At 33.1% G+C, this 25,347-nt stretch carries 29 protein-coding genes; 21 read left to right on the top strand and 8 right to left on the bottom strand.

Translation table 11 applies throughout. From position 1 onward, the window contains the following. Nucleotides 1-12 precede the first annotated feature (12 nt). The 3 genes from AC3WTA_RS06245 to AC3WTA_RS06235 are packed head-to-tail and all read left to right on the top strand — an operon-like array spanning nucleotide 13 to nucleotide 1,511. A complete protein-coding gene (locus AC3WTA_RS06245; protein ID WP_000878487.1) occupies nucleotides 13-369 on the top strand; it encodes a CidA/LrgA family holin-like protein in 357 nt (118 codons plus the stop codon). A 23-nt stretch (nucleotides 370-392) separates the two neighbouring features. After that, nucleotides 393-1,064 (top strand): LrgB family protein, encoded by a 672-nt coding sequence (locus tag AC3WTA_RS06240; protein WP_492332848.1) that lies wholly within the window; start codon nucleotides 393-395, stop codon nucleotides 1,062-1,064. A 21-nt stretch (nucleotides 1,065-1,085) separates the two neighbouring features. Further along, nucleotides 1,086-1,511 (top strand): YfmQ family protein, encoded by a 426-nt coding sequence (locus AC3WTA_RS06235; RefSeq protein WP_078183243.1) that lies wholly within the window; start codon nucleotides 1,086-1,088, stop codon nucleotides 1,509-1,511. 63 nt (nucleotides 1,512-1,574) lie between these two features. On the opposite strand, the gene AC3WTA_RS06230 is transcribed toward AC3WTA_RS06235, so the two are convergent. Continuing rightward, complete coding sequence (locus AC3WTA_RS06230) at nucleotides 1,575-2,264, bottom strand: Crp/Fnr family transcriptional regulator (protein ID WP_001169113.1); 690 nt, start codon at nucleotides 2,262-2,264, stop codon at nucleotides 1,575-1,577. 78 nt (nucleotides 2,265-2,342) lie between these two features. Here AC3WTA_RS06230 and AC3WTA_RS06225 point away from each other — a divergent pair, with 78 nt between their 5' ends. Then, nucleotides 2,343-3,098, top strand: coding sequence for an HAD-IIB family hydrolase (locus AC3WTA_RS06225; RefSeq protein ID WP_000668603.1), 756 nt, complete (start codon nucleotides 2,343-2,345; stop codon nucleotides 3,096-3,098). Nucleotides 3,099-3,143: 45 nt separating this feature from the next. Here the strand turns inward: AC3WTA_RS06225 and AC3WTA_RS06220 are convergent, their stop codons facing one another. Continuing rightward, a complete protein-coding gene (locus AC3WTA_RS06220) occupies nucleotides 3,144-3,569 on the bottom strand; it encodes a CBO0543 family protein (RefSeq protein ID WP_078183244.1) in 426 nt (141 codons plus the stop codon). After that, entirely contained in the window at nucleotides 3,532-4,710 is a 1,179-nt protein-coding gene (locus tag AC3WTA_RS06215; protein ID WP_000284920.1) for a DUF2515 domain-containing protein, read from the bottom strand. Before AC3WTA_RS06215 ends, AC3WTA_RS06220 begins: the two co-directional genes overlap by 38 nt. Before the next feature lie 310 nt (nucleotides 4,711-5,020). On the opposite strand from AC3WTA_RS06215, the gene AC3WTA_RS06210 reads away from it, so the two are divergent. From AC3WTA_RS06210 to murG, 4 genes are read left to right on the top strand one after another with little or no spacing between them, the layout of a single operon-like run. Beyond that, nucleotides 5,021-6,007: a UDP-N-acetylglucosamine 4,6-dehydratase family protein gene (locus AC3WTA_RS06210; protein ID WP_000932598.1), complete on the top strand. Its 987-nt coding sequence runs from the start codon at nucleotides 5,021-5,023 to the stop codon at nucleotides 6,005-6,007. Continuing rightward, on the top strand, nucleotides 6,004-6,915 hold the full coding sequence (locus tag AC3WTA_RS06205) for an SDR family oxidoreductase (RefSeq protein ID WP_000739074.1): 912 nt from the start codon (nucleotides 6,004-6,006) through the stop codon (nucleotides 6,913-6,915). Before AC3WTA_RS06210 ends, AC3WTA_RS06205 begins: the two co-directional genes overlap by 4 nt. 25 nt (nucleotides 6,916-6,940) lie before the next feature. Then, nucleotides 6,941-7,246, top strand: a complete 306-nt coding sequence (locus AC3WTA_RS06200) for a DUF6572 domain-containing protein (RefSeq protein ID WP_078183245.1) — start codon at nucleotides 6,941-6,943, stop codon at nucleotides 7,244-7,246. A gap of 41 nt (nucleotides 7,247-7,287) precedes the next feature. Continuing rightward, a complete protein-coding gene (gene murG / locus AC3WTA_RS06195; protein ID WP_001035082.1) occupies nucleotides 7,288-8,352 on the top strand; it encodes an undecaprenyldiphospho-muramoylpentapeptide beta-N-acetylglucosaminyltransferase in 1,065 nt (354 codons plus the stop codon). Between the two features lie 99 nt (nucleotides 8,353-8,451). Here the strand turns inward: murG and AC3WTA_RS06190 are convergent, their stop codons facing one another. Beyond that, entirely contained in the window at nucleotides 8,452-11,172 is a 2,721-nt protein-coding gene (locus tag AC3WTA_RS06190; protein ID WP_117616466.1) for a sensor domain-containing phosphodiesterase, read from the bottom strand. A 438-nt stretch (nucleotides 11,173-11,610) separates the two neighbouring features. Between AC3WTA_RS06190 and AC3WTA_RS06185 the strand changes: the two genes are divergently transcribed. The 3 genes from AC3WTA_RS06185 (at nucleotide 11,611) to AC3WTA_RS06175 (ending at nucleotide 13,668) form a co-directional block, all read left to right on the top strand. Next, entirely contained in the window at nucleotides 11,611-12,426 is an 816-nt protein-coding gene (locus AC3WTA_RS06185) for an alpha/beta fold hydrolase (protein WP_000898924.1), read from the top strand. Between the two features lie 30 nt (nucleotides 12,427-12,456). After that, nucleotides 12,457-13,032 (top strand): histidine phosphatase family protein, encoded by a 576-nt coding sequence (locus AC3WTA_RS06180; protein WP_001099573.1) that lies wholly within the window; start codon nucleotides 12,457-12,459, stop codon nucleotides 13,030-13,032. Nucleotides 13,033-13,350: 318 nt separating this feature from the next. Continuing rightward, entirely contained in the window at nucleotides 13,351-13,668 is a 318-nt protein-coding gene (locus tag AC3WTA_RS06175) for a hypothetical protein (protein WP_000721342.1), read from the top strand. Between the two features lie 91 nt (nucleotides 13,669-13,759). Here the strand turns inward: AC3WTA_RS06175 and AC3WTA_RS06170 are convergent, their stop codons facing one another. Continuing rightward, nucleotides 13,760-14,398 (bottom strand): YczE/YyaS/YitT family protein, encoded by a 639-nt coding sequence (locus tag AC3WTA_RS06170; protein WP_001241270.1) that lies wholly within the window; start codon nucleotides 14,396-14,398, stop codon nucleotides 13,760-13,762. Nucleotides 14,399-14,591: 193 nt separating this feature from the next. Here AC3WTA_RS06170 and pepT point away from each other — a divergent pair, with 193 nt between their 5' ends. Next, nucleotides 14,592-15,824, top strand: coding sequence for a peptidase T (gene pepT / locus AC3WTA_RS06165; RefSeq protein WP_000807017.1), 1,233 nt, complete (start codon nucleotides 14,592-14,594; stop codon nucleotides 15,822-15,824). A 37-nt stretch (nucleotides 15,825-15,861) separates the two neighbouring features. Here pepT and AC3WTA_RS06160 read toward each other — a convergent pair whose 3' ends face one another. From AC3WTA_RS06160 to AC3WTA_RS06150, 3 genes are read right to left on the bottom strand one after another with little or no spacing between them, the layout of a single operon-like run. Further along, complete coding sequence (locus AC3WTA_RS06160) at nucleotides 15,862-16,773, bottom strand: DNA-3-methyladenine glycosylase family protein (RefSeq protein WP_000123540.1); 912 nt, start codon at nucleotides 16,771-16,773, stop codon at nucleotides 15,862-15,864. Then, nucleotides 16,770-17,300 carry a methylated-DNA--[protein]-cysteine S-methyltransferase gene (locus tag AC3WTA_RS06155; RefSeq protein WP_001089824.1) on the bottom strand — a complete coding sequence of 177 codons (531 nt, stop codon included), beginning with the start codon at nucleotides 17,298-17,300 and terminating at the stop codon, nucleotides 16,770-16,772. Before AC3WTA_RS06155 ends, AC3WTA_RS06160 begins: the two co-directional genes overlap by 4 nt. Continuing rightward, nucleotides 17,287-17,877: a bifunctional transcriptional activator/DNA repair enzyme AdaA gene (locus AC3WTA_RS06150; RefSeq protein WP_070169044.1), complete on the bottom strand. Its 591-nt coding sequence runs from the start codon at nucleotides 17,875-17,877 to the stop codon at nucleotides 17,287-17,289. Before AC3WTA_RS06150 ends, AC3WTA_RS06155 begins: the two co-directional genes overlap by 14 nt. Nucleotides 17,878-18,031: 154 nt before the next feature. Here AC3WTA_RS06150 and AC3WTA_RS06145 point away from each other — a divergent pair, with 154 nt between their 5' ends. The 9 genes from AC3WTA_RS06145 to copZ all read left to right on the top strand — a co-directional run bounded on the left by AC3WTA_RS06145 (nucleotide 18,032) and on the right by copZ (nucleotide 25,271). Beyond that, complete coding sequence (locus tag AC3WTA_RS06145) at nucleotides 18,032-18,790, top strand: exodeoxyribonuclease III (protein ID WP_070169043.1); 759 nt, start codon at nucleotides 18,032-18,034, stop codon at nucleotides 18,788-18,790. Between the two features lie 285 nt (nucleotides 18,791-19,075). Next, nucleotides 19,076-20,041 (top strand): iron-hydroxamate ABC transporter substrate-binding protein, encoded by a 966-nt coding sequence (locus tag AC3WTA_RS06140; RefSeq protein WP_048545878.1) that lies wholly within the window; start codon nucleotides 19,076-19,078, stop codon nucleotides 20,039-20,041. A 27-nt stretch (nucleotides 20,042-20,068) separates the two neighbouring features. Further along, entirely contained in the window at nucleotides 20,069-21,076 is a 1,008-nt protein-coding gene (locus tag AC3WTA_RS06135) for a FecCD family ABC transporter permease (RefSeq protein ID WP_001173055.1), read from the top strand. Continuing rightward, nucleotides 21,069-22,091: a FecCD family ABC transporter permease gene (locus tag AC3WTA_RS06130; protein ID WP_016135196.1), complete on the top strand. Its 1,023-nt coding sequence runs from the start codon at nucleotides 21,069-21,071 to the stop codon at nucleotides 22,089-22,091. The genes AC3WTA_RS06135 and AC3WTA_RS06130 overlap by 8 nt, the downstream gene beginning before the upstream one ends. Nucleotides 22,092-22,105: 14 nt before the next feature. Beyond that, the gene (locus AC3WTA_RS06125; RefSeq protein WP_000025778.1) at nucleotides 22,106-22,927 is read left to right on the top strand and encodes an ABC transporter ATP-binding protein; all 822 of its coding nucleotides are present in this window, start codon (nucleotides 22,106-22,108) and stop codon (nucleotides 22,925-22,927) included. A 16-nt stretch (nucleotides 22,928-22,943) separates the two neighbouring features. Next, the gene (locus AC3WTA_RS06120) at nucleotides 22,944-23,762 is read left to right on the top strand and encodes an alpha/beta hydrolase (protein WP_070169042.1); all 819 of its coding nucleotides are present in this window, start codon (nucleotides 22,944-22,946) and stop codon (nucleotides 23,760-23,762) included. A 276-nt stretch (nucleotides 23,763-24,038) separates the two neighbouring features. Further along, nucleotides 24,039-24,266, top strand: coding sequence for a hypothetical protein (locus AC3WTA_RS06115; RefSeq protein WP_070169041.1), 228 nt, complete (start codon nucleotides 24,039-24,041; stop codon nucleotides 24,264-24,266). Between the two features lie 292 nt (nucleotides 24,267-24,558). Beyond that, nucleotides 24,559-24,861 (top strand): metal-sensing transcriptional repressor, encoded by a 303-nt coding sequence (locus AC3WTA_RS06110; protein ID WP_000349635.1) that lies wholly within the window; start codon nucleotides 24,559-24,561, stop codon nucleotides 24,859-24,861. A gap of 203 nt (nucleotides 24,862-25,064) precedes the next feature. After that, a complete protein-coding gene (gene copZ / locus AC3WTA_RS06105; RefSeq protein WP_070169040.1) occupies nucleotides 25,065-25,271 on the top strand; it encodes a copper chaperone CopZ in 207 nt (68 codons plus the stop codon). Nucleotides 25,272-25,347 lie beyond the last annotated feature (76 nt).

Below are 25,347 nucleotides of genomic sequence, written 5' to 3'. Positions count from 1 at the left end.
TGAGGGAAAGAAATGAAGTACGTGACGCTTTTACTTCAAGTAGGCGTGCTATATGTATTTAGCTTAGTTGGTACGTGGATTCAGGAAGTATTCCATTTATCAATGCCAGGAAGTTTAATAGGGATGTTAATGCTGTTTTTACTCCTTGCTACTCGTATTTTACCATTAAAGTGGTTTGAGGAAGGTGCGGAAAAGTTAATCATATTTTTACCGTTATTTCTAATTCCTTCGACAACAGGGCTGATGGAATATGGGTCTTTTCTTTTCAGTAAGGGGAGTGTTATATTCCTTTTAGTAGTTGCAAGCACAATAGTAACATTGATTGTTTCAGGGTATATAAGTCAATTATTAGTAGCATCAAAAAAATAAAATCGACAAGGTGCAAGATGCAAATGGTCTTAATTATTATTACTGTAGTAATGTATGTATTGGCGACAAAGTTATATAAAAAAATTCCGTTTCCACTTACGTTACCGGTGTTAACAGTTACAGCAAGTATGATTTGCTTATTTCTGATTTTGGGTATTTCTCATCATGAGTATAGAGCAAATGGGGGAGACATTCTTTCCGGCTTATTGAGTCCTGCAATTGTAGCGTTAGCGATACCTTTATTTAAAGAGCGAAATATACTTATGAAAAACTTTTTGTCGATACTTATCGGCGTAGCGGTAGGTATAGTGGCTTTAACGAGTATGAATGTAGTGATAGGCGGAATGTTAAATATAGATAAGGAACTCATATTAACAACACTGCCGCAATTAGCGACGATGCCTATCGCCATTTCATTAGCGGATCAAATTGGTGGTATTCCATCTATGACTTCTAGTTTTGTAGTTGTTGCAGGAATAACAGGTGCTATTATCGGACCAACAGTACTTAAGTTTTTCCGTATAACAAGTACGATTGGAAAAGGAGTGGGGATGGGCTGCGCATCACATATTATTGGTGTGAGCCGTCTCGTGAAGGAAGGCGAGAAAGAGGCGACGATCGGTTCAGTGACGATGATTGTAACCGGAATACTCATTAGTATATTTATACCTTATGGAACGAATTTTATATTTTAAAATGTAATGGAGATGATGAAAATGACAACATGGTTTATAGTTACATTATTTATTTTTGGCGCTCTTAAAGTACTAGTTTCTAGTATGCCAACTTCTGTTGTAGAATCAATTATTAGTAGATTTGAATTGCATCAAAAACTTGAAGAAGAGAATACCTCTATATCGATAGATGGAAAAAATATAGAGGGAGAAATGAAACTACAAGTTATTCATGAATTTAATGAGGCTTTATTTTTAGATAAACATTATTTCCCACCGCACGGGGAAGGAACACCAATCGTTATTAATACGAAGAAAGGGAATAAAGAGATTAGATTTTCTCTGTATAGCCATGAGGAACATGTTGATGTAATCAAGCAATATAAGAAGAAAATCGTTGCCTATCGTTTACGTTCAAAAAGTTTTCAAACTCTGGCACCATTAGTAGTAACTGAAGAGTATGCTTAAGGAGAGACCGTTTTTACAACGGTCTCTTTATTATAGGTAGGATGTATATAATTATTTAACTGTTTATTCGTATCTTAGCCCGTTTGAAAGTTCTTCAATAGCTTTCCAATCGTCAACAACAATCTGTTTATTATTTTTATGAATTATATTGTTAGCTATTAATTTTTCGATAACTCGATTAAGATGACGGGTAGTTGTCCCGATTAATGAGGCAATTTCATGATGATCTTTCGTATGGATTTCTCGTCCAAATAAATTAGATGGGTTTCGAGCTGCACATAAATAACTAGCAAAGCGTGTCTCCACAGAAGCTAGTAAATTGATACGTGAAGCCGTTGTGCAGGTTTGTAGTTTATAAGTGACGTGATGAATTAGTTCTTGAAGAAAGACTACATCATGTAATAAGTAACTTGTTACATAATTTTTATCAATAAAAAGAAAATCAGTCTGCTGTTCGGAGGTTACATGAGATTGTATGTCTACTGATTGAATTAATTCAATATCTCCCATGATAGAAACTGCAGAACAAAATCGTAGTAATAATGCTTTACCTGTAATTACACTTGAAGTTATTTTTGTACGACCTGACATTTGAATGTATAGGCCGTCAATAGCCTCGCCTTCTTGTAATACAGTTTCTTTTGCTGCATATCTGTGAATCTCAAATGGATGATTGAATTGTTGGAACAGTTTTTTTATGTATTCATTGTTTAGGTAATTTAGTAATAAAGTATTATCCGCAATCTTTTGCATAATGTTTCTCCTTTTGGGACATCTGTCCTGTCTATTATAAAATAATTCATTTACATTAAAAAGAAAGGAGTGATGTATATGAAATTTATTTTTGATATCGATGGTACTATTTGTTTTAAAGGGAACGCAGTAACTAGACAGATCATTCAAGCGCTAGACGTTTGTTATAGTAAAGGACATGAGATTATATTTGCATCTGCTAGACCGATTAGAGATTTATTACCTGTTCTACCAACTCATATGCATCATTATTCAATGATTGGTGGGAATGGTGCCTTTGTCGCAAAGGATGGAGAAATTGTTGAAGTTATACGTTTTGACATTGAAGCAGTAAGTGCTATGCGTTCAATTATAGAAAAGTATAGTCTTTCATATTTGATAGATAGTCAGTGGAATTATGCTTATACAGGAAGCGAGAATCACCCTATCTACAAAAACATAGACCCTAATCAATTGGCTATTAATATGAATATTGATGAAATTGATGAAGTAGTAAAGGTGGTTTTATTTCCTGATAATATAAAAAAAGAATTAATCATAAATGCGTTGGAAGAACTTCCTATAAGAATATATGAGCACGCAAAAGAGGGGATTATTGATATAAGTCCGCCACATATTGATAAATGGGAAGGTTTAAAACGATTAGGTATAAAAGAGGGAGAATTTGTAGTATTTGGTAATGATTCAAACGATTTATCAATGTTTATACATGCTAAGGAAAGTATATGTGTTGGGAGTCATGAAGTATTAATGAATCATGCTTCCACATGTTTAAAGATTAATGAACAAACTATTAGTAATAAAATTATGGAGTTAGCAGAGTCATATGCATAATAATGTGTATGTGAAAAAAAGGGTACTAAAAGGATTGTTAGCCTTTTAGCGCCCTTTTTTATTAATAATTGACTGATAGAACTTCCATATGAAAAATAAAAATAACATATATCCAAACAAAGAGTAACTATGACGCCAATTCGCACTATGTACAAACAACCTTAATCTTTCAGCAATCTGTTCAAAAATACTAGCACAAATACCTATTGAAACAATAAATAAAATTCTAGAAACTGCAGATAATGTTTTTGAAATTTGTATGAAAAGCGTTGTTAAAAGCGGTAGTACAAACAAGGTAAAGCCAATGTTAACTGAAAATATGGATGAGAATGGTCTAACGGGAAAGGAATAGATTTGTTTTGCAACAAAGAAAGCATCTAAGCAAGTGCCGATAATAGAAGAGAGTAAGATTGTAACTGCTAATGCTAGAAAATCATTCTTCTTCTCGAAGGAGGACGTTTTTCTTTGCAAGAATTGCCAACTCAATTTTTTCGAGTGTTTTACAGTAGTCTTCTGTAATTTGTCCATTTATATTTTCCTCCTTATCTACTAAGTAATTTATAACTTGCCAGTCCGTAAACCAATCTTCACTGTCAACTTCTTCATGCTTCATATCTCGCCATGCATAGATGAGTGCAGGACTGTATATACGATAAGCGCCAGTACGCAACTGGCATTTCTTTATTCGACGTTTATAAAACTCACGGGAAAAAGATTCATTTACACTTGAGAATAAATGAGGCCAGTAATCTTTCCTTGATCCTGTATGCGGATGGTGCTGGGCCCAGCTTATTATTTGAGATAAAACATGTGTGTCTCGAAATAATAATGAATACAACCTTTTTCCAATTAAGATTCGTTCGTGTAAGGAAGTAAAATGTTTCATTGTATCACCAAATAGTAATACTTTGTGTTTCTTATCATTTTCGTAGAATGGGAAAAGGATATGATTAAACTGAAAGAAATCAAAGAGTTTAAATCCAATACTATTAAGTACAGTCTTTTTAAATTGTATATTTTGAATCACTCTTTTTTCTAAGTAGTTTTGTTCATTAATAATAGTTGCAATGGCTAATGTTTTTTTGTTACCTGTTTTCCAAAAATCGTTCCACATCGTTTCCATAAATGTAGAAACATTTAGGTGAGGGAGAAGGTGAAATAGCCTTTGTGCTCTTTTTACACTTTGTTCATAAAGCAGAAATTGAGGATATACATCTTGGAAAATAAGCCAATTCCCTCTTTCTAAAAAAGAAAAAAATGTGATTTGCTCTTTCTCTGATAAAATTTTCGTATATAAATCGCCCTTTAAATCAGTCATATTCCAACCGCCGTTACGTGATACCATATGCCCAAGTAGTGCCCAATGTATTTCTGGATATTGAATGTAAAATTGGTAGTATGCGCGTGTTCTTGTCACATTATTTTTATTTAGCTGTTCTGTTTGTATTTTTATGTTGTTGATGATGAGTTGCTCTTCTTTCGTTAATTTATACATCGTGCCAGAATGAACGAGCTTGCTTTTTTGTTTCAATTCATTTTTCACATCGAATAGGGAGAGAGGCAATGCTTTGGAAAGTCTGTTATCTGTATGATTTGAATTGCTTTGGTACATTCCATTCCCTCCCTTTTTCATAAATTTATACATGATTATTGGCTAAGAATCATTCTATTTATTTTATTACGAGTATAAGAAATAAATGAGCGGTGTTTTTTACAAGGAATTTATTTCTTATGCAAACAGTATAAAAAATCTTACTGTTGTGAGGTGAAATGAAAAACAGAAACTATTTTTAATAGTTTCTGTTTTTTTATTTTGTCAATTAAATGTAACAAACGACGATTATGATTTAAATCAATTGAAAATAATTCAATAAATTTTATAAATACTATATTAATTGAAATGTTTGGTAGGAGGAAAAGAGATGCTGAATAAAATAATTTTAATTACTGGTGGTACAGGTTCGTGGGGACATGAACTTATAAAACAACTATTAGAAAAATCACCGAAAGAAATTAGGGTTTTTTCAAGAAATGAAACGGTTCAGTTTGAAATGCAGCAACAGTTTATAAATGATGATAGGTTAAAATTTATTATTGGAGATATTCGTGATAAAGATCAAATAGCCTATGCATGCCAAGGTGTCCATTATGTATTCCATCTTGCAGCTTTAAAACATGTTCCAGTATGTGAGTATTATCCTTATGAAGCTATAAAAACAAATATACATGGTACACAAAATGTAATTGAAGCATCTATACAGATGCAAGTTGAGAAAGTTATATATGTTTCAACGGATAAAGCAGCCGATCCATCAAATACGTATGGGATGACAAAAGCAATTGGTGAGAAGTTAATGGTGCATGCGAATATGCAAACGGAGAAAACAAAATTCATTTGTGTTCGTGGTGGAAATGTTTTGGGGACGAGCGGAAGTGTGGTACCACTTTTTAAAAAACAAATTAAAAAATCTTCACAAGTAGGGATTACCGATGCAAATATGACTAGATTTTTCTTAACGATTGAAGATGCTGTTGGATTGTTATTTAAAGCCGTATATCAAGGTAGAGGTGGGGAAATCTTTGTTATGAAAATGCCGGCATGTAAAATAACAGATTTAGCGGAAGTGTTAATTGAAGATTCGAAAAAGGAAAACGTGAAGGTAAAAGAAGTAGGGATAAGACCGGGTGAAAAATTAAGTGAAATGCTTTTATCTGAGGTAGAGAGTAAAACAAGTATAAGTTTTGATCAAAATTATTTTGTGGTACTACCGACTATTCCTATAGAAGGACTGCAAGAATATTATGCTAGCTATCCGCTTGTGGATGTGAAGAGTTTTAGTTCTCAACAAGACTTACTTGCAAAACACGAGGTGAAACAAATGTTATTAAAAGGAGGGTTTTTACGATGAAAAAAAATGCGAGTATTTTAATAACTGGTGCAAATGGTTTCACAGGACGCCATGCTTGCCAATATTTTTTAGAACAGGGCTTTCATGTAATTCCTATGTTTCAAAATCGTGCACATAGAGAAATAATTGGGAATGGTATTATTTGTGATTTAACTAATAAGAGCGAAGTAATGAAGGTAATGAAACAAATAAAGCCAGATTATGTATTGCATTTAGCAGGAAGGAATTCGGTCATAGAGTCTTGGACAGCTGCTCTTGAATATGTAGAGGTTAATGTAATAGGGACATTATATTTATTAGAAGCAATTAAGGAAGAAGTACCTCACTGTAGAACATTGGTTATAGGATCTGCTTTGCAAGCAGATAGTATGAACAACATAAAAATTTCAAATCCATATAGTTTAAGTAAAACGATGCAAGTCAATATTGCAGAGGCGTGGAGTGAATTAATGAATTCAAATATTATCATTGCAAAGCCCTCAAATTTAATTGGTCCAGGAGTATCGAATGGTATTTGTTCTATTCTTGCAAAAAAAATGATAACTATAGAGTCGAATAAAAGTGAAGCAATTATTGAAGTAAACAGTTTGAAAGATAGTAGGGATTTTTTAGATGTACGTGATGCGGTTAAAGCGTATCATGTGTTATTACGCGATGGAATAAATGGAAAACAATATAATATTGGATCAGGGATAAAACGGTCTTTATTAGATGTACTAGAACAATACAAAGAATTAACACAGCTGAATTTTTCCATAAAAGAAGCAGAGCATAGTGGGAGCGAATCAAATGAGAGTTTAGTAATAGAGGATATAAAAAGGTTAGGTTGGGTCCCAAAAATTCAATTCCATCAATCATTAAAAGATGTACTCGAGTATGCGAAGTGTAATGAAATCTGCATTCAATGAAAAATAAAAAGGGTGTAAGAAATATATGAATGGCTATAAAACAATAGATAATCAAAATACGCTATTTCTTTTAATTGTTGATACGTTGGATTGGAAAGATGAGGAAGAGCATGTTTTGTGTATCTATGAGGCGATAAATAAATGTCGAGCCTATGTGGAAGGTAAAAAGGATGATAGGAAAAATCCAGTAATAGGTACAGGAACTAGGCCTGTAATTCAAGTCTTTGCTCAGTATGAATGTAGTGAATATGGAAATGATTTTTATGATCTTATTAAAGATTTTTTGCAAGATATAGGATTTGAGTTAAATGTTTATATAAATAATAGATAAGTATAAAACAAGATTTTTAATGATAAAGGTGGATATAAATTATGAATAAAAAGATTCTCTTTACTGGGGGCGGTACAGCCGGACACGTAATGATTAATATGGTATTAATTCCTAAATTTATGAAAAAAGGATGGGGAGTTGAGTATATTGGATCTCAAAATGGAATTGAAAAACTATTAGTTCAAAATGTGAAATACAATAGTATTTCAACGGGAAAGCTTAGGAGATATTGGGATTGGGAAAACTTTAAAGATCCTTTTAAAATAATAAAAGGTTGCATACAAAGTTATAAATTGATGAAACGAATAAAACCAGATGTTATTTTTTCGGCAGGAGGATTTGTGTCCGTTCCTGTAGTAATAGGAGCGTGGATGAATAAAGTACCCGTAATAATACGTGAACCAGATAGTACGTTAGGATTAGCAAATAAAATAGCATTACCTTTTACTACAAAACTATGCACAACATTTCCTCAGACAGGAGAAAATGTAAGTAATGAGAAGAAGGTTTATGTAGGACCAATTGTAAGGGAGGAAATTGAGAAGGGCAACGTATTGCGGGGAAGAAGCTATTGTAAATTTCAGCAAGATAAACCAGTATTGTTAATTATGGGTGGGAGTCAAGGTGCTAAGTGGATAAATGATATGGTAAGGAAAAGTTTGGAAACATTACTGCTGAATTTTAATATTGTTCATATGTGCGGTAAAGGGAAGGTAGATTCATCTATTGGTATGGAAGGTTATATGCAATTTGAGTATATAGGGGACGAGTTGCCGCATATACTAAATATGGCGAGTGTTGTAGTTTCTAGAGCGGGTTCTACTGCTATTTCTGAATTGCTATTTTTGAAGAAACCGATGTTGCTTATCCCGTTAACTAACAGTTCCAGTAGGGGAGATCAAGTTTTAAATGCTGAATATTTTTCTCGGCAAGGATATGCGGAAGTTTTACTCCAAGACAGAATAAGTACGAATGTATTCATACATGCAGTAAATAAGTTGCATACAAATAAGGAGAGATATATTCAAAACATGAATGGATATAAGAAAACAAATGATGAGGGGATTCATCAATTAATAGATATAATAAATGAAGTGGTGAAGTAATAGAAATTTAAATAAAAAAACAAAAGGAAAGAAGGTATCTTCTTTCCTTTTTACTATAGTTGTTCAAATTCATTATTACTTATCCATATTAGCTATGTATTATGGTTGGATCCCACTTTCTAATAGCTCAGTAAATGCATGAGTATGGATAGGTTTACTATAATAGTAACCTTGAATAAACTGACATTTATTTTTTTGAAGGAAATTCACATGTTCTTTCGTTTCTACACCTTCAGCAATGACAGACATTTCTAATGTATGTGCTAATGTGATAATCGTTTTAATAATTTCCATTCCATCTTCACACGTTTCAGACATTGTAATAAATTCTCTTGGGATTTTTAACGTATCTATTGGATATAAAGGTAAATACGCTAGTGAAGAATAACCTGTACCAAAGTCGTCGATTGAAATGTGAACTCCTAAACCCTTTAGTGTGCGGAGCTTTATCAATGTTTCTCGCTCATCCATCATTGCAATGCGCTCTGTTAATTCAAGGTCGAGAGAACTTGCTGGTAAGCCTGTAGTTGCTAATGTAGAAGAAATAGACTTTACGAAATCTTCTTGTTCAAATTCTTTAGCAGATAAGTTTACACCAATTTTTAAATGAGAATATCCGAGTGTATGCCAACGTTTCATTTGCTCACAAGCTTGCTGTAACGTCCATTTTCCTATTGGAATAATTTGTAGTGTTTCTTCTGCAATCGGAATAAACTCGTATGGAGAAATAACGCCTAATTCAGGATGATTCCACCTGATTAGAGCTTCTGCACCGATAATTTTATTAGATTCACTATCAACTTGAGGTTGATACAAAAGGAACAATTCTTCATTTTGTATTGCGTTTGGTAAATCTTTTTCTAATCGTAATCGTCTTTCAATTTTTTTAGCGATTACATCGTCATAAATAGAGACAGAGTTAAGTTTTTTTGCTTTCGCATCATACATGGCAACATTAGCGTTTTTCAAAAGTGTAGCGGTATCGATTCCGGAATGTGGATAAATAGCGATGCCGATACTAAGTGATAAAGTTAATGTATGCTCATGTATGACAAACGGTTTTTCCATGCATTCAAATAACTGGTTGCATAAATCGAATAAGGAATCTTCGTCAGTATAGTTTTCAATTAAGATTGTAAATTCATCGCCACCGATTCTTGACAGATGAGTATGTGAGGGAAGACATGATTGGAATCGCTTCGCTACTTCTTCTAATATGTGATCTCCTGCTGAATGTCCAAGTGTATCGTTGATTGCTTTAAAACGATCTAAATCTAAATATAATAATGCAAACTCGCTTTCTGTCGTTTTAGCATGTTTTATAAATTTTTTTAGTTTCTTATGGAAAAAGGCGCGGTTCCCAATTTTCGTTACAGTATCATGGAATGCTAAATATTTTATTTCTTCTTGTTGCTTTTTTAGTGCGGTAATATCTTTTACCATAATGTAGCTTCCTGAAATTTGTCCGTCTATTATAATAGGGACGATGGTAACGTATAAAAAATAAGTAAAGCCATCTTTATATTTAGAACTTAGTTGTAAGTATGCCGATTCTTGTTGTTTCACTTTTTCTAATGCAGATGTTAGTTTATGTTTGTCTTCATCTAAAATAATCGAAAAACAAGTTTCACCGAGTAACTCATCTGTTGGTGCTCCAAGTAGTATACTTCCGGCTTGATTTACATTTAAGAATACGCCATGTAAATCAATTGTAAAAATAGGATCAGGGTGATATTCATATAACGATTTAAACTTTTGTTGTTTTTGAGATAGAGCCTCTGATTTATGAACTAAATCAGAAGTCCGTAAAGTCACTTTTTCTTCTAGTTGCGCATTAAATGCCTGTAAACGTTTTGTTAGGGAATTGTTTTGCATACGTACAATAGAATGACGAATGAGTACGAAAATGAAAGTAATACAATTTCCTGTAATGAGAGTTGAAGATGCTGTTTGTTCTTTTAATGTAAACCCGATTAGTATTGCAACAGCAAGATAGGGAAATACAACTAAAGCCTTTTTTCCTATTATAGGGTTAACAATGAAATAGTTTTTATGGCTATTACGATCTGCTGAAATAGATCCAGCTATTGCAATAAACAATATAGGTATTCTATATAAAAGACGTAATAATGTTATCGTTTCGGTTGATAAATGGTTATTTAAGTAAAAATAAATATAGTTAAAAGTTGCAGAACTTATTAATACAAAAATAAAGATATAAATCTTCCGTTTAGAATTAAAAATTGTCGGACGGAAAAAGAGACTAACGCCTAGTAGGAGAAATAATAAATCTGCAATTGGATATAGAAATGAAAGGAAAACATCTCCTAGTGAAAGAGAGAATATATTTAAATTTGGTTGATTAAATAAATACCACTCTAATGTGAATATGGAAGTAAGTACTATACATATATCACAAATAAAGAACGCTTTTTCCCATTTATCGCATTCTTTTAAAATTTTATAACTGAAAGCGATAAGACAAAAGAGTAGAAAAAACATGTAAAATACATCAGAAATAGTAAAACGATGTATTGGAATTTCGAAGAAGCTATCTTGATATGTATATACTATTTTTCCTAATAAAAAACTCCCAATTGCTATTGTGATACATACCCAAAATGGATTTGAACTGACTTTTTTAGAATATATAGAATAAATTAGTGATACAAATGTAATGGCTTCAACGATAAGTGAAGCGAAGCGTACATCCGAATTTGAAAAATGAGTAGGGAACAGATAAAAAAATATAAAATAAATTGAATAGCATATTAATGTTCCGATTAATATACATAGTTGTAAATTTTTATTTAATTTCAATAAAATCACCTTCTTTAATTATGCACTATATTCGTAATATCTATACATAATAATATTATTTAAGAATTGTATCAGATTTCCTTGTAAAAATCTTGTTTATAAGGAAAGTATTGAAGAGTTTAATAATTATTAAAATTGAAAAATATTGAGTTTGATAATATGTACTTCATCAAGATTTTAAATGGAAATTGTATATTTAGTCATCCTTTGAATTGTAAAGGTTTTTTAGTAATTTGTAAGTGGAGATGCACAATTGCATATAAAATGATGAGAATCCTCTTTTGAGCTGATCTTTTGATTGTTATAGGCTATTTTAAGTAAGGTTTTTATTTTTAATCTAAAAATTAACATTTGTAAAAATGTTACAAAAGGATATAAAATAAGAACATGTATTCTTACAGAGTGGATAGTATTTTCACTAAATAGGGAGGACTTTTTATGTTATTTCGAATGAAAGGTGCAGAAGTATACTATGAAATTGTTGGAGAGGGGAAACCTGTCCTTATCATACATGGCTGTGCGCCGGATCATAGGTTAATGATGAAATGTATGGAATCAGTATTTCAAAAATATGAAGGTTATCAACGAATATATATTGATTTACCTGGAATGGGAAAGTCGAACGCTCCAGATTGGATAAATAGTTCAGATCATATATTAGAAGTGTTAACTATATTTATTGAAGAAATCATTCCAAAGAAAGATTTTTTACTAGTAGGAGAGTCTTTCGGCGGATATTTAGCTAGAGGGATACTTTCAAAAATGTTTGAGAGAGTCAATGGATTATTATTAATATGTCCTGTGGTTGTTGCGCTGCAAAAAGAAAGACGTTTACCGGATAAACAGATAATTGTACAAGATAAGGAGTTTTTAAATACGTTAACTTCTACCGAAAGAAAAGAATTTAGCGAGTTAGCAGTGGTAGCAAATGAATATACATATAAGCGATTTAAAGAAGAAATTAAGCCCGGGTTAGATGTTGCTAATTATGAATTTATTGAAAGGTTGCAAAAAAATTATTCTCTTACTATGGAGTTTCACCGAAAAAAATATGAGAAACCCGTTCTTTTATTAGCAGGAAGACAAGATATATCGGTAGGTTATCGAGATATTATAGAAATTATTGAAGATTATCCAAGAGCAACATTAGCGGTGCTTGATATGGCGGGACATAATTTGCAAATTGAACAGCCTGAACTATTCGAGAGTTTAGTAGGAGAATGGATTACACGAACAAAACAACAAAATTTATAAAAAACGAATGAATATTTTCAAGGAGGAAGTATGAATACATATATTTATATGGTTAGGCACGGTGAATCATCAAAATTAGAAGGGAGTGAAAGAACACGTGGTTTAACTGAAAAGGGAAGTTTAGACGCTCATAGAGTAACAGACATATTAAAAACAGAGGGAATCGATACTTTCATTTCAAGTCCATATACGAGGGCTGTGTTAACGATAGAAAAAACAGCCAATTTCTATGAAAAAGAAATATTAATATATGAAAACCTTAAAGAGTGTATATTTTCCAGTGGGGATCAAGTTATATCAGATAAAGAGGTGTATCCGCTTGTAAAGAAGATGTTCTCTAATCCTGACTTTGCACTCATGGAAGGAGAGTCATATAAGGATTGTCAGAGACGGGTAGTGAAAGTGTTAAAGGAAATATTAATGGATTTTCAAGGACAAAAAATTGTAATTGGCACACATGGGCTTGTAATGACACTCATGATGAATTATTTTGATAAGCAATACGGGTTTGAATTTCTAATACATACATCAAAGCCTGACATATATAAGCTGGAATTTAATGATGAACAATTATTGAATGTAGAAAAATTATGGATAGGAGAATAAAACTGAATATATGGAGTGTGTTTTAATTCGTAATTATAAAATATACTTTTTTTATAGAAAGCATTTTTATCAACTATTTTTAGAATCTTAAATCAATAAGTAATTATTCAATTTCTGAATAATATAATTGGAAGTTGGTTTAAGGAAACAATTTTAAATGTGACAAAACTCCAAACGTTGGATTTATATTCAATTGGAGAAGAAGATGTAGAATTTTGTCTTACGGTCCCCGTTTACTTTTCATTTCATTACATATAGGCTTTGTGGTGTAAGGGGGGGAAATCACCTTTACACAAAATTTATAAGGAGGACATTGTAATGAAAAAGATTAAAAAGTTTGCGGGAGTAGCTTTAGCAGGTACGATTGGATTAAGTGGACTACTGTTTTTAGAACCAAGTGTAAGCGCTGCGGAAACCCAGCAGGTGAAAGAAGGAAATTTCAATGCAATTGATGTAACGATGAATCAAAGTGAATTTTATGTATTGAGTGGTAGAAGTATTGATATTCTTTCTGGAGATAAAGAAGCAATCCAGTTAAATAAATACACAATTAGTTTTAGTAAACCAGGGAAGTATGTTATTAGAGTAAATGGTTGTATTTATGATGATATATATACATTTATTGTAAATAAATAGTATGTATTCTTAAATTGTGAGATAAAAAAAGAAACACCCTATTTGCGGTGAGAATCGTAAATAGGGTGAATACTTTGTATTAAGTTGTATTTTAAATATGTTCACTAACTTTCTCTTTGTTATGTAAAGTATGTAAGAGGGTTTGAAACATCTTAAATGATTGCTGAAAGATTGGACTTTGAATAAAGGTGTAAAGAAAAGTTACGATGAAAACAGGACCTCCTAGCATAAATCCAATAACTAGTACAACACATTCTACTATGATTCTAGCACGGCTAATAGATAGCCCTGTTTTGTCGGAAATAGTAAGCATGAATCCATCTCGAGGGCCAGCACCAATCCCAGCCGCAACATACATCCCTCCCCCAATACCTGTAATTGCAATACCAGCAAATAAAATGAGTAAGTTTATCCATAAATAATCACTAGCGTTTGGAAGAATGTTTGATTGTAAGAAAAAGTCCATAACGGGACCGATAAGTAGTGCATTTAAAAATGTGCCCACATTTATATATTTTCGATCTACTAATAAAGAAATGAGAACGAGACATAATCCACATATGACACTCCACGTACCAATGGTCCATCCAAATCTTTGGTAGAGAGCCATATTTAAAACTTCCCAAGGGTGTAAACCGAGAAATTTAACTTTGACTGCAAGGGCGTTTCCAAGGCCGAAAAAAATTAATCCCAAGAAAAAAAGAAAATAGCGAAAGAGAGTTAGCCTCATCTTTAAAACCTCCTATATTGTATAATTATGTATATTACATGTAAGAGTTTTGATGTACAAATATTACGACTTTTTAGCTGCTATTTAAAATTGCTAAAATACAAATGAAATATATATTCGCGGTCAAAAAAGTTAAAATATTTCGTTTTAAGGATTATAATAGAACGAGAAACATAAAAGGGAGTGAATGAGTTTGAAACAAGAACTTATTGAAAGATTTACGAGATATGTAAAGATTGATACACAATCAAATGAAGAAAGTCATACAGTACCAACAACACCTGGACAAATTGAGTTTGGTAAGTTATTAGTGGAAGAGTTAAAAGAGATTGGCTTAACAGAAGTAACAATGGATGATAATGGGTATGTAATGGCAACACTTCCTGCTAATACGGATAAGGACGTGCCGGTAATCGGCTTTTTAGCACATTTAGATACGGCAACAGACTTTACAGGTAAAAACGTAAAACCACAAATTCATGAAAATTTTGATGGCAATGCGATTACGTTAAATGAAGAGCTAAATGTTGTGTTAACGCCAGAACAGTTTCCAGAATTACCATCATATAAAGGACATACGATTATTACAACGGATGGTACGACACTTCTAGGAGCAGATGATAAAGCTGGTCTGACTGAAATTATGGTTGCAATGAACTATTTAATACATAATCCGCAAATTAAACATGGGAAAATAAGAGTAGCATTTACGCCGGATGAAGAAATTGGTCGTGGGCCAGCGCATTTTGATGTAGAAGCGTTTGGTGCATCATGTGCTTATACGATGGATGGAGGTCCATTAGGTGGTTTAGAGTATGAAAGCTTTAATGCTGCAGGTGCTAAGTTAACGTTTAACGGAACGAATACACATCCTGGAACAGCGAAAAATAAAATGTGTAACGCAACTAAACTTGCTATGGAGTTTAATGGGCACTTACCAGTAGAAGAGGCACCAGAATATACAGAAGGCTATGAAGGATTCTATCATTTACTTTCATTAAATGGTGATGTTGAGCAAAGTAAAGCGTATTATATTATTCGAGATTTTGATCGTGAAAATTTTGAGGCGCGTAAACATAACGTTGAAAATATTGTGAAGCAAATGCAAGAGAAGTATGGACAAAATGCAGTCGTTTTAGAAATGAATGATCAATACTATAACATGCTTGAAAAAATCGAACCAGTAAGAGAAATTGTTGATATTGCATATGAAGCGATGAAAAGTTTAAATATCGAACCAAACATTCATCCGATTCGTGGTGGAACAGATGGATCACAATTATCGTATATGGGATTACCAACGCCGAATATTTTCACAGGTGGTGAAAACTATCACGGTAAATTTGAATATGTTTCGGTGGATACGATGGAAAAAGCTGTTCAAGTTATTGTGGAAATCGCAAGACGATTCGAGGAACAAGCTTAAAAAAGAACCAAGTAGTGCGGATGCGCTACTTGGTTTTTTAGTATAATACTCGCCACAAATAAAAAGTTGCGTAAGACTCCCAGTTGGTCCAATTTGCCGCAAAATCTTTTATTTCCTGTTTAGTCGGTTTACTTTCAGAACCTGTTATATATTTAATTGCATTGTGCAAGCCAACATCGTCAATTGGAAAAGCGGAAGGAAATCGTAAACAACGCATTAAAACATAGTTGGCAGTCCACGGTCCTATACCGTGTATAGCAGTTAATTGTTTTTCAGCTTGTTTCACATCTTGTATTTGCAGTAAAGATTCTTTTGATAGTTTTCCTTCTGTAATAAGCTTTGCAATACCGATTAAATATTCACATTTTCTAGTCGTCATTTTTAATTTTTTAAGTTCCTCTACGTGTAAATGTGCAATCGTTTCAGGAGAAGGGAATATCCAATGTTTTCTATCATTCCATTCTACATAATTACCAAATTGCTCGACTAATCTTCTTTTTAGCGTATAAGCATATGTGAGGTTAATTTGCTGACCGATAATTCCCCAGGAAAGTGCTTCAAATAAGTCTGGAATACCTAAAGTACGAAGGCCATAATATTGTTCAATTGGTCCTTGAAGGAGTACATCAAGTTTAGCTAATGTATAAAAGGGAGCTAAATCAGTAGTTAAATCAAACCAATCCTTCACATAAGTAGCTACAGCTTCGCAAACCGATTCTTCAGATGTATATAATTCTTCTAAAAAACGTATTTGAATATTACCATTCGTATTCATACTAATTTCAACTAAAGGATTTACATCGTGAACAGGAATAACTTTATAAATTTTGTTATCTTCAATTTGGAACATACATTCATTGTTAGAACGTGATAGATAGCGTAAATTTTCTTGGAAACTAAATTCTGTTGGAACTGCTAAAGTTAATGCGTTAGTATATTCTGCTGTCATATGAATTCTACCTGCGACTTTTCTAATGTAAGCAACTCTTTCTTCATTTCTAATCCACCTCTAAAACCAGTTAGTTTACCATTCTTTCCAATAACACGATGGCAAGGAATTGTAATAAGAAGAGGGTTGGCAGCAATGGCAGAAGCAACAGCACGCACAGCTGTAGGTTTTTGTATTCTGCCGGCAATTTCTGAATAGGAATATGTCTTCCCGTAAGGAATTTCACGTACCGTATTCCAAACAGATAATTGAAATTCGGTTCCGTAAGCATCGATAGGGAATGTAAAAGTTCCTCGCTTATTTTCTAAATACTCGATAATTTCTTTGGCATATGTTTGCAGATAATCTGGATTACAGGTCAATATATGTTGTGGCAATTTTTTTCTAGCCCATATATTTAGTTCTTCAAAGTTTTCGTCTTGGGATCCAATGAAACATAATCCATTTTCAGTTGCACCAATATGAAACTGCCAATTTTCATGTGTAAGTAGCGTCCAATATATAAAATTATTTTTATAGGAATTCATTATTGTATCCCTCTTTCGTTTCGTTCTTTTTTCGATATTCAGTAGGAGTAAATCCGGTTTTCTTTTTAAATAAAGTTGCGAAATACTCTGGATTTTCTATCCCGACAGCAGTACTAATTTCTTTAATGGATTGATTTGTTTGTAATAGGTGTTCTGCCGCTTTAACAATCCTGAACTGCTGTATATATTCTATTGGACTTATTCCTGTCATGTTTTTGAAAGTGCGTTGTAAATGAAATGGGCTACCATGGCACATTTCCGCAAGTATGTCGAGAGTTAATAATTCGTCAAAGTGTTTTTCGATATAATCTTTAATTTGTTCGATCCACTCTTCATTAGGTAAAGTTATCCCATTTGGTTTACAACGTTTGCATGGGCGAAAGTTTTCACTTAATGCTTGCTCTGCGTGATGAAAAATTCGTACATTGTTTCTATTCGGTATTCTTGATTTGCATGACGGCCTGCAAAAGATTCCGGTTGATTTCACAGCATAAAAGAATTTGCTATCATAGGAAGAATCATTATGAATAATTGCTCGCCAATGCTCATTTGTTAACGTAACCCCTTCATTGTGCAAAGAACATCACCTCTGAAATTAGTATAACCTGAATAAAGTGCGTATGTATGTACTCACAAATGTAAGAGCAAGATTACAAAGGTGAAAATATGATTGTTTTTCTATTTTGTGATAGCATGAAATTTGGAAATAAACATCAAGAGGAGGGCTATAAGTGAAGTTAATTTCATGGAATGTAAATGGCTTGCGAGCTGTTATCGCAAAAGGTGGATTTTTAGAATATCTCGAAGAATCCAATGCAGATATATTTTGTCTACAAGAGATTAAATTACAAGATGGACAAATTGATTTAAATCCAGAGGGATATTATACATACTGGAATTATGCTGTGAAAAAAGGTTATTCAGGTACGGCTATTTTTTCGAAAAAAGAACCGCTTTCTGTTACATATGGTTTAGGCATTGAAGAGCATGATCAAGAAGGACGAGTTATTACTTTAGAGTTCGAAGATTTTTACATAATTACGTTATATACACCAAATTCAAAACGAGGATTAGAGCGTTTAGATTACAGAATGAAATGGGAAGATGATTTCAGGGCGTATATCAAACGATTAGATGAAAAAAAACCCGTTGTTTTTTGCGGGGACTTAAACGTTGCTCATAAAGAAATCGATTTAAAAAATCCAAAAAGTAACCGCAAAAATCCTGGATTCTCTGATGAGGAACGAGAGAAATTCACACGTATCTTAGAAGAAGGATTTATTGATACGTATCGTTATCTGTATCCTGATCAGGAAGGTGCATATTCGTGGTGGTCGTATCGTATGGGGGCGAGAGCCAAAAATATTGGATGGCGTTTAGATTATTTTGTTGTTTCCGAAAGAATGAAAAACCAAATAACAGAGGCGGAAATTAATAGTGAAGTAATGGGATCAGACCATTGCCCAGTTGAATTACATATAAATTTCTAAAAAAAGAAGTATCTCCCTGATAATAGGAGGTACTTCTTTTTTGATTCAGTTTGTTAAAATTTTTCAAATCATTCTTGAAATTATTTCATATTAAATATATACTTAGTAACGATAATCATTATCAGTGAAAAGGGTTATCAATGGATGAGGTGTAAAAGAATCATAGTTTAGGGGAAGTGAACGAGAATGAGTTCTGGATAAAATTATTAATCTAATGAAATATATATGTAAGACAAGTTTCATATAGTTAAATTTTATTGAAAATTCGAGAGGAGTTATATAAAGATGAACAAGAAGTTATTTACTTTAGGGATGGTTACAGTTTTAAGTGTAGGACTAGCAGCATGCAATAGTACGGATAAAACTTCAGGAGAACAAAAGCAACAGACAAAAGCTACGGAAACGAAAAAAGACGAAAAAAGAAAAATTACATATTTAGGTAAAGAATATACAGTACCAGCAAAAGTAGATAAAATTGCGACAGCTAGTTTAGAGTCAATGGAAGATGCAGCGGTACTTGGTATTAAGCCGGTAGGTGCCATTACTGTTGGTGGTAAATTACCGAAGTATCTTGAGAAAGATTTAGAGGGTGCGAAATCTGTTGGTGAGAAAATGCAACCAAATTTTGAAACATTACTACAATTAAAGCCAGACGTTATTACATCAAGTACGAAATTCCCAGCAGAAACAGCTGAAAAGTTTACGAAAGTAGCTCCGACATTCCCGGTATCACATGTTTCAACAGATTGGGAAGATAACTTAAAGTTAATGGGAGAATTAACTGGTAAAAAAGATAAAGCAGAAAAAATTATTAAAGATTACAATGCAGATGCTGAAAAAGCAAAAGCAAAACTAGGAGATAAGTTAAAAGACAAAAAAGTACTTGTCATTAGACTAAGAGCAAACGAATTATTCCTATATCCAGAAGGAGTATACTTCAACCCTGTCATTTATAAAGATCTTGGGCTAACTGCTCCAGAACAACTTAAAGCTGTAAAAGCACAAGAGAAAATTTCATTTGAAAAACTTGCTGAACTTAACCCAGATTATATTTTCTTACAATATGAGGCAAGTGAAAATAAAAATCCGAAAGTGCTAGAAGAAATTGAAAGCAATCCAATTTGGCAAAGTATGAATGCTGCGAAGGAAAAGAAAGTATTTGTAAACGTTGTAGACCCAATGGCACAAGGTGGTACAGCTTGGAGTAAAACAGTATTCTTAAAAGAAGCAGTAAAAAATTTATCTAAATAATACAATAAGTAAGGTGCGTTGAATGATATGCAGAAAACAAATGCAGTACCAGTAACCATATTATGTATAGCACCCATACTGATCTTATTTACAGTTATACTTTCTATTTTGTATGGGGCGAAAAGTATTGATGCTGAAACAGTGTGGAACGCATTATTTCATTTTGATTCAAGCGATGTAAATCATAATATTATTATTACTTCACGTTTACCAAGGGTAGTTGCAGCTCTTTTAGTCGGAGCATTTCTAGCCATATCAGGAGCACTTATGCAGGGGATGACAAGAAACTATCTTGCATCCCCTTCTATTATGGGTGTGACGGATGGGGCAGCCTTTGTTATTACACTTTGCATGATTTTTCTTCCAGGAATGTCATCAATTGGTATGGTTTTATGTTCAATGATTGGTTCTGCACTAGGAGCCGGTATCGTTTTTGGTTTTGGTTCGCTCCTTCAAAATGGCTTATCACCAGTTAGGTTAGCAATTATCGGAACAGTTATTGGAACATTTTTAAGTAGTGTATCTGCTGCAATGGCTTCATATTTCCAAATTTCTCAAAATGTTAGTTTTTGGTTTAATGCAAAGTTAGACCAAGTGGACCCTAATATCATTAAAATCACGATACCGTTTGGGATAATTGGAATAGTTTTAGCGCTGTTAATATCAAAATCTATTACTATTCTTTCTTTAGGAGAAGAAGTTTCTATTAATCTAGGACAGCGTACAAAACTAGTTAAAGCGATGGCTATTTTATCGGTTATTTTCTTAACAGGAACGGCAGTTGCTTTAGTGGGGAAAGTTGGTTTTGTAGGTTTAATTATTCCGCACATTACTCGCTTTATAATTGGGGTAGATTATAAGTGGATTTTGCCATGTGCAGGCGTTATTGGTGGAGTTTTCTTAGCGTTATGTGATGTTTTAAGTAGATTTGTAAACTATCCATTTGAAACACCAATTGGAGTCGTTACCTCCTTAATTGGAATTCCTTTCTTCCTTTATTTAATCCGTACAAGAGGAGGAGAGAGACATGCTTAAAAGTTCGAGTCAGCGCTTTGGAATGACAATGGGGATTATTATATTTTTAATACTATGTGCAATTTATATTAGTTTAACGAATGGTACGTTTGATATTACGATTACAGATGTATTTAAAACACTCTTTAGAATAGATCCAGTACCAGATCATGATTTAGTTATTTTTGAGTTTCGTCTTCCGCGCATTGTAATTGCTGGATTAGTGGGATTAGGCCTAGGCGTTGCAGGTGCAGTTATTCAAGGGATTACGAGAAATGGATTGGCAGACCCAGGTATTTTAGGAGTAAATGCCGGAGCAGGAACAGCAATCGTCATCTTTATGTTTTTCTTTCAAGGACAATTAAAGAGCACAGACTGGGTTTCTATTATGATGATGCCAATGTTTGGTTTAGTCGGCGGATTAGGTGCAGCTATCATCATTTATCTGTTTTCTTGGAAAAACGGTAAGTTAGATTCGCAGCGTCTTTTATTAACAGGGATTGCAATTGGATCAGGATTTGGAGCATTTTCTATGTATTTATCACTCAAAATGAAGTCAACTGATTTCGAGATGGCTGCAGTTTGGGTGTCAGGAAGTATATATAATGCAAACTGGAAGTATATTATTGCTATGTTGCCGTGGCTTATCATATTAATTCCGCTTATACAAAAGAAAGCTTATTTATTAGATTTATTTCAATTGGAAGAAACGAGTATTACAAGTTTAGGTGTTTCGGTAGAAAGAGAGAAATCTATTTTACTACTAAGTAGTATCGGACTTGTCAGTGCATGTGTTGCAGTTTCAGGAAGTATTGGTTTCATTGGTTTAATGGCACCTCATATAGCAAAAAGACTTGTCGGTATTCAACATAAGCATATCATTCCTACGTGTGGAGTAATCGGAATGTTCCTTGTAATAGCTTCAGACTTTATTGCAAAAACAGTTTTCACCCCTGTAGAGTTACCTGTTGGGATCGTTATTTCTATTGTCGGTGTACCGTATTTCTTATATTTACTTTATAAGGCGAAAGCGTAAGAGGAGGAATAAAAGTGAGTATTTTAAGTGCAAAAAATTTAGAAACGAGTTATGAAAAGCTTACAGTGTTTCGCGATTTAAATGTGGAAATACAAGAAGGAAAAGTAACGACAATTATAGGGCCAAACGGGTGCGGTAAATCAACACTGTTAAAAACAATGGGAAGAATTTTAAAGCAAAAGAGCGGTAAAGTATATTTGCAAGGACAGGATTTAAATACGATTCCAACGAAAGAAATTGCGAAGCAGTTAGCTTTACTCCCGCAAACTCCAATTGCACCAGGAGAACTTAAAGTGGAAGAATTAATTTCCTATGGACGCTATCCACATCGAAATAATGTAAATAAGTTAACTTCAAAAGATAAAGAGATGATTGATTGGGCATTAGATATAACGAAAACTTCTGAATTTCGAACGAGACAAATTGCAAATTTATCAGGCGGTCAAAGACAAAAGGTATGGCTAGCGATGGCTTTAGCACAAGAGACAGAAGTGTTACTACTAGATGAACCAACTACATATCTCGATATGTCTCATCAATTAGATGTATTACAAATTGTGGAGAAGTTAAATAAAGAACATAATTGTACGGTCGTTATGGTATTACATGATATTAACCATGCAGCAAGGTTTTCAGATGAAATTATTGCGATGAAGGAAGGGGAAATCGTTACAACTGGTAGCCCAGAAGAAATCATTACAAATGAAGTGTTAAAAGAAGTATTTCATATTGATGCGCGTGTCATGATTGATCCGTATAATGGGTCTCCGGTTTGTTTCGGTTACGATAGCGTTGTATCTCAAGAAGAGAAAGTAGAAATATATGTAACGAGTTAAGAAGGGGGGATGTAAGATGAATACTACTATTGAAAAACAGCAGATTATTACATCTAATACAGAACAGTGGAAACTGTATTCAAAATTAGACGGTAAAGAATATCAAATTCATATTTCAAAGCCGAGGCAGCCAGCACCAGAGTCAGGATATCCTGTTATATACGTATTAGATGGCAATGCCTTTTTTCAAACATTCCACGAAGCGGTTAAAATACAATCAGTTAGAGCGGAAAAAACAGGTGTTTCACCAGCCATTATAGTAGGTATTGGTTATCCAATTGAAGGGGCATTTTCAGGTGAGGAAAGATGCTATGATTTTACGCCTAGTGTAATTTCAAAAGATGCACCTTTAAAACCAGACGGTAAACCGTGGCCTAAAACAGGAGGAGCGCATAACTTCTTTACTTTTATCGAAGAAGAACTGAAACCTCAAATTGAAAATAATTATGAGATTGATAAAGGAAAGCAAACGTTATTTGGGCATTCGTTAGGTGGCTTATTTGCTTTACATATACTATTTACCAACTTAAATACCTTTCAAAATTATTTTATAAGTAGCCCATCTATTTGGTGGAATAACCAATCCGTACTTGAAAAAGAAGAGAACCTTATAAGTGAATTAAACAATGCTAAGTTTGAAACAGGAGTGTTCCTTACAGTCGGATCACTAGAACGAGAGCATATGGTTATAGGTGCAAATGAATTATCAGAGCGCCTTCACCTAGTAAAACACGATCAGTTACGATTTACGTTTTATGAAGCTGAAGGGGAGAATCATGCATCTGTCGTGCCGACTTCTTTAAGTAAAGGATTAAGATTTATTAGTCACGTATAAATTGAAATGAATATCTAATAAAATACAAACAAAAGGCTATGGGAAATTCTCCATAGCCTTTTGTTTGTGCAAGTAGAATTGTCCTTTTTGAACGTTTTGTTTCAACTTTTCGTCTAAAGAGACAAAAAGTTGTCACAATTCGGTCACAATTAGCATAAACATAAAATAGACGAAATGAACTTATTTCCAAAAAGGCTTGATTCATTCCATTCATGATTAGTAGAGCTGAAAAAGCATGGATTAAAAGTTCACTATATTCTCAAGGAGGTAGATTGTATGAAAACTATTCTTGCTATCGCTGGGCTTATTTGGGTTTTATCACATGGCATTCCAATTTATGAAGGAGAACAAATTCGCAGTGCTCTGAATAAAAATTTTAATGAATATCATATCATTGATCGGCAAGATAATGTCGTGACAGTTCGTGTAAATGACTGTTTTCATACGGTAACCGTTGAAGGAACTTCAGTAGTGAATGAAACAAAAGTATGTGATCAGCAATAATTATATATAGGAAGAAAAAAGTCTCAACTTACACGTGTGAAAATTGAGACTTTTATATTTTTGGATGAATAATAAGCGGGGATGGATAATCCCTGCTTATTATTGTTTTTTGAAAAAAAGGCAAGGGTATCATAATAATTGAGTCTGAGAAGCTAATAAGTTGTTAAGAATAAGCATAGAGCAGAAATATACTCATATGGGGTATCATACGTAGATATTTAATGCTATAATTGGTATACTCGTAAAAGCAATTGTTTTATTGGATGAAGAGAAACTTTAAGAAGGTGATAATATGGATCATAAAGATCATGAAGCGGTAACACATAGATCAGAAAAAGAAAAAGAACAAATTATAAATAGATTAAAGAGAATTGAAGGACAGGTCCGCGGTATTCAAAATATGATTGAAAATGATCGTTATTGCGTGGATATTTTAGTGCAAATTTCAGCGATTAATGCAGCGATGAAAAAAGTAGGAATGGGTGTATTAAAAAACCATACAAGTCATTGTGTTTCAGGTGCTATTAAAGATGGCAATGGTGACGAAGCAATTGAAGAATTAATGACAGTATTTGAACGTTTTTCAAAAGCGTAAAAACAAGCTAGTATGTCACTGGCTTGTTTTTTTGTTTATTTTTATATAGGATTTCGAGGTATTGGTGTGAAAAAGTGTGTGTAAAATAAACTTTTAGAAAATAATTGAAAAATCATGATATAAAACCATTGATTACCTTAGGGGGGTATGGTAAAATGTAATTGTGGTTAACAAACAATGAAGAAACAAGAGGAGGATTTTAAATGGAACAGTTAACATTACAAGTTGAAGGTATGTCTTGTGGACATTGTGTAAATTCTATTGAAAGTAGTGTGAAAGAACTAAACGGTGTTGAGCAAGTGAAAGTTCAATTAGCAGAAGGTACTGTTGAAGTTACGATCGACTCATCAGTTGTAACGTTAAAAGAAATCGTTGCTGTAATTGAAGATCAAGGGTACGATGTTCAATAATTATTTTTAGATATGGAAATAAATCGTACTTTATAGGAAGTACGATTTATTTTGTTAATAATTATACCTTATGAGG

The sequence above is a fragment of the Bacillus sp. EB106-07-01-XG149 genome (assembly GCF_058791555.1).
This window is presented reverse-complemented; position numbering and strand designations above follow the sequence as displayed.

Excerpts from the sequence above, each read along its gene's own strand:
- AC3WTA_RS06245 (WP_000878487.1), top strand. The coding sequence starts at position 13 with ATGAAGTACGTGACGCTTTTACTTCAAGTAGGCGTGCTATATGTATTT.
- AC3WTA_RS06240 (WP_492332848.1), top strand. The coding sequence starts at position 393 with ATGGTCTTAATTATTATTACTGTAGTAATGTATGTATTGGCGACAAAG.
- AC3WTA_RS06235 (WP_078183243.1), top strand. The coding sequence starts at position 1,086 with ATGACAACATGGTTTATAGTTACATTATTTATTTTTGGCGCTCTTAAA.
- AC3WTA_RS06230 (WP_001169113.1), bottom strand. The coding sequence starts at position 2,264 with ATGCAAAAGATTGCGGATAATACTTTATTACTAAATTACCTAAACAAT.
- AC3WTA_RS06225 (WP_000668603.1), top strand. The coding sequence starts at position 2,343 with ATGAAATTTATTTTTGATATCGATGGTACTATTTGTTTTAAAGGGAAC.
- AC3WTA_RS06215 (WP_000284920.1), bottom strand. The coding sequence starts at position 4,710 with ATGTACCAAAGCAATTCAAATCATACAGATAACAGACTTTCCAAAGCA.
- AC3WTA_RS06210 (WP_000932598.1), top strand. The coding sequence starts at position 5,021 with ATGCTGAATAAAATAATTTTAATTACTGGTGGTACAGGTTCGTGGGGA.
- AC3WTA_RS06205 (WP_000739074.1), top strand. The coding sequence starts at position 6,004 with ATGAAAAAAAATGCGAGTATTTTAATAACTGGTGCAAATGGTTTCACA.
- AC3WTA_RS06200 (WP_078183245.1), top strand. The coding sequence starts at position 6,941 with ATGAATGGCTATAAAACAATAGATAATCAAAATACGCTATTTCTTTTA.
- murG (WP_001035082.1), top strand. The coding sequence starts at position 7,288 with ATGAATAAAAAGATTCTCTTTACTGGGGGCGGTACAGCCGGACACGTA.
- AC3WTA_RS06185 (WP_000898924.1), top strand. The coding sequence starts at position 11,611 with ATGTTATTTCGAATGAAAGGTGCAGAAGTATACTATGAAATTGTTGGA.
- AC3WTA_RS06180 (WP_001099573.1), top strand. The coding sequence starts at position 12,457 with ATGAATACATATATTTATATGGTTAGGCACGGTGAATCATCAAAATTA.
- AC3WTA_RS06175 (WP_000721342.1), top strand. The coding sequence starts at position 13,351 with ATGAAAAAGATTAAAAAGTTTGCGGGAGTAGCTTTAGCAGGTACGATT.
- AC3WTA_RS06170 (WP_001241270.1), bottom strand. The coding sequence starts at position 14,398 with ATGAGGCTAACTCTCTTTCGCTATTTTCTTTTTTTCTTGGGATTAATT.
- AC3WTA_RS06160 (WP_000123540.1), bottom strand. The coding sequence starts at position 16,773 with ATGACAGCAGAATATACTAACGCATTAACTTTAGCAGTTCCAACAGAA.
- AC3WTA_RS06155 (WP_001089824.1), bottom strand. The coding sequence starts at position 17,300 with ATGAATTCCTATAAAAATAATTTTATATATTGGACGCTACTTACACAT.
- AC3WTA_RS06140 (WP_048545878.1), top strand. The coding sequence starts at position 19,076 with ATGAACAAGAAGTTATTTACTTTAGGGATGGTTACAGTTTTAAGTGTA.
- AC3WTA_RS06135 (WP_001173055.1), top strand. The coding sequence starts at position 20,069 with ATGCAGAAAACAAATGCAGTACCAGTAACCATATTATGTATAGCACCC.
- AC3WTA_RS06130 (WP_016135196.1), top strand. The coding sequence starts at position 21,069 with ATGCTTAAAAGTTCGAGTCAGCGCTTTGGAATGACAATGGGGATTATT.
- AC3WTA_RS06120 (WP_070169042.1), top strand. The coding sequence starts at position 22,944 with ATGAATACTACTATTGAAAAACAGCAGATTATTACATCTAATACAGAA.
- AC3WTA_RS06115 (WP_070169041.1), top strand. The coding sequence starts at position 24,039 with ATGAAAACTATTCTTGCTATCGCTGGGCTTATTTGGGTTTTATCACAT.
- AC3WTA_RS06110 (WP_000349635.1), top strand. The coding sequence starts at position 24,559 with ATGGATCATAAAGATCATGAAGCGGTAACACATAGATCAGAAAAAGAA.
- copZ (WP_070169040.1), top strand. The coding sequence starts at position 25,065 with ATGGAACAGTTAACATTACAAGTTGAAGGTATGTCTTGTGGACATTGT.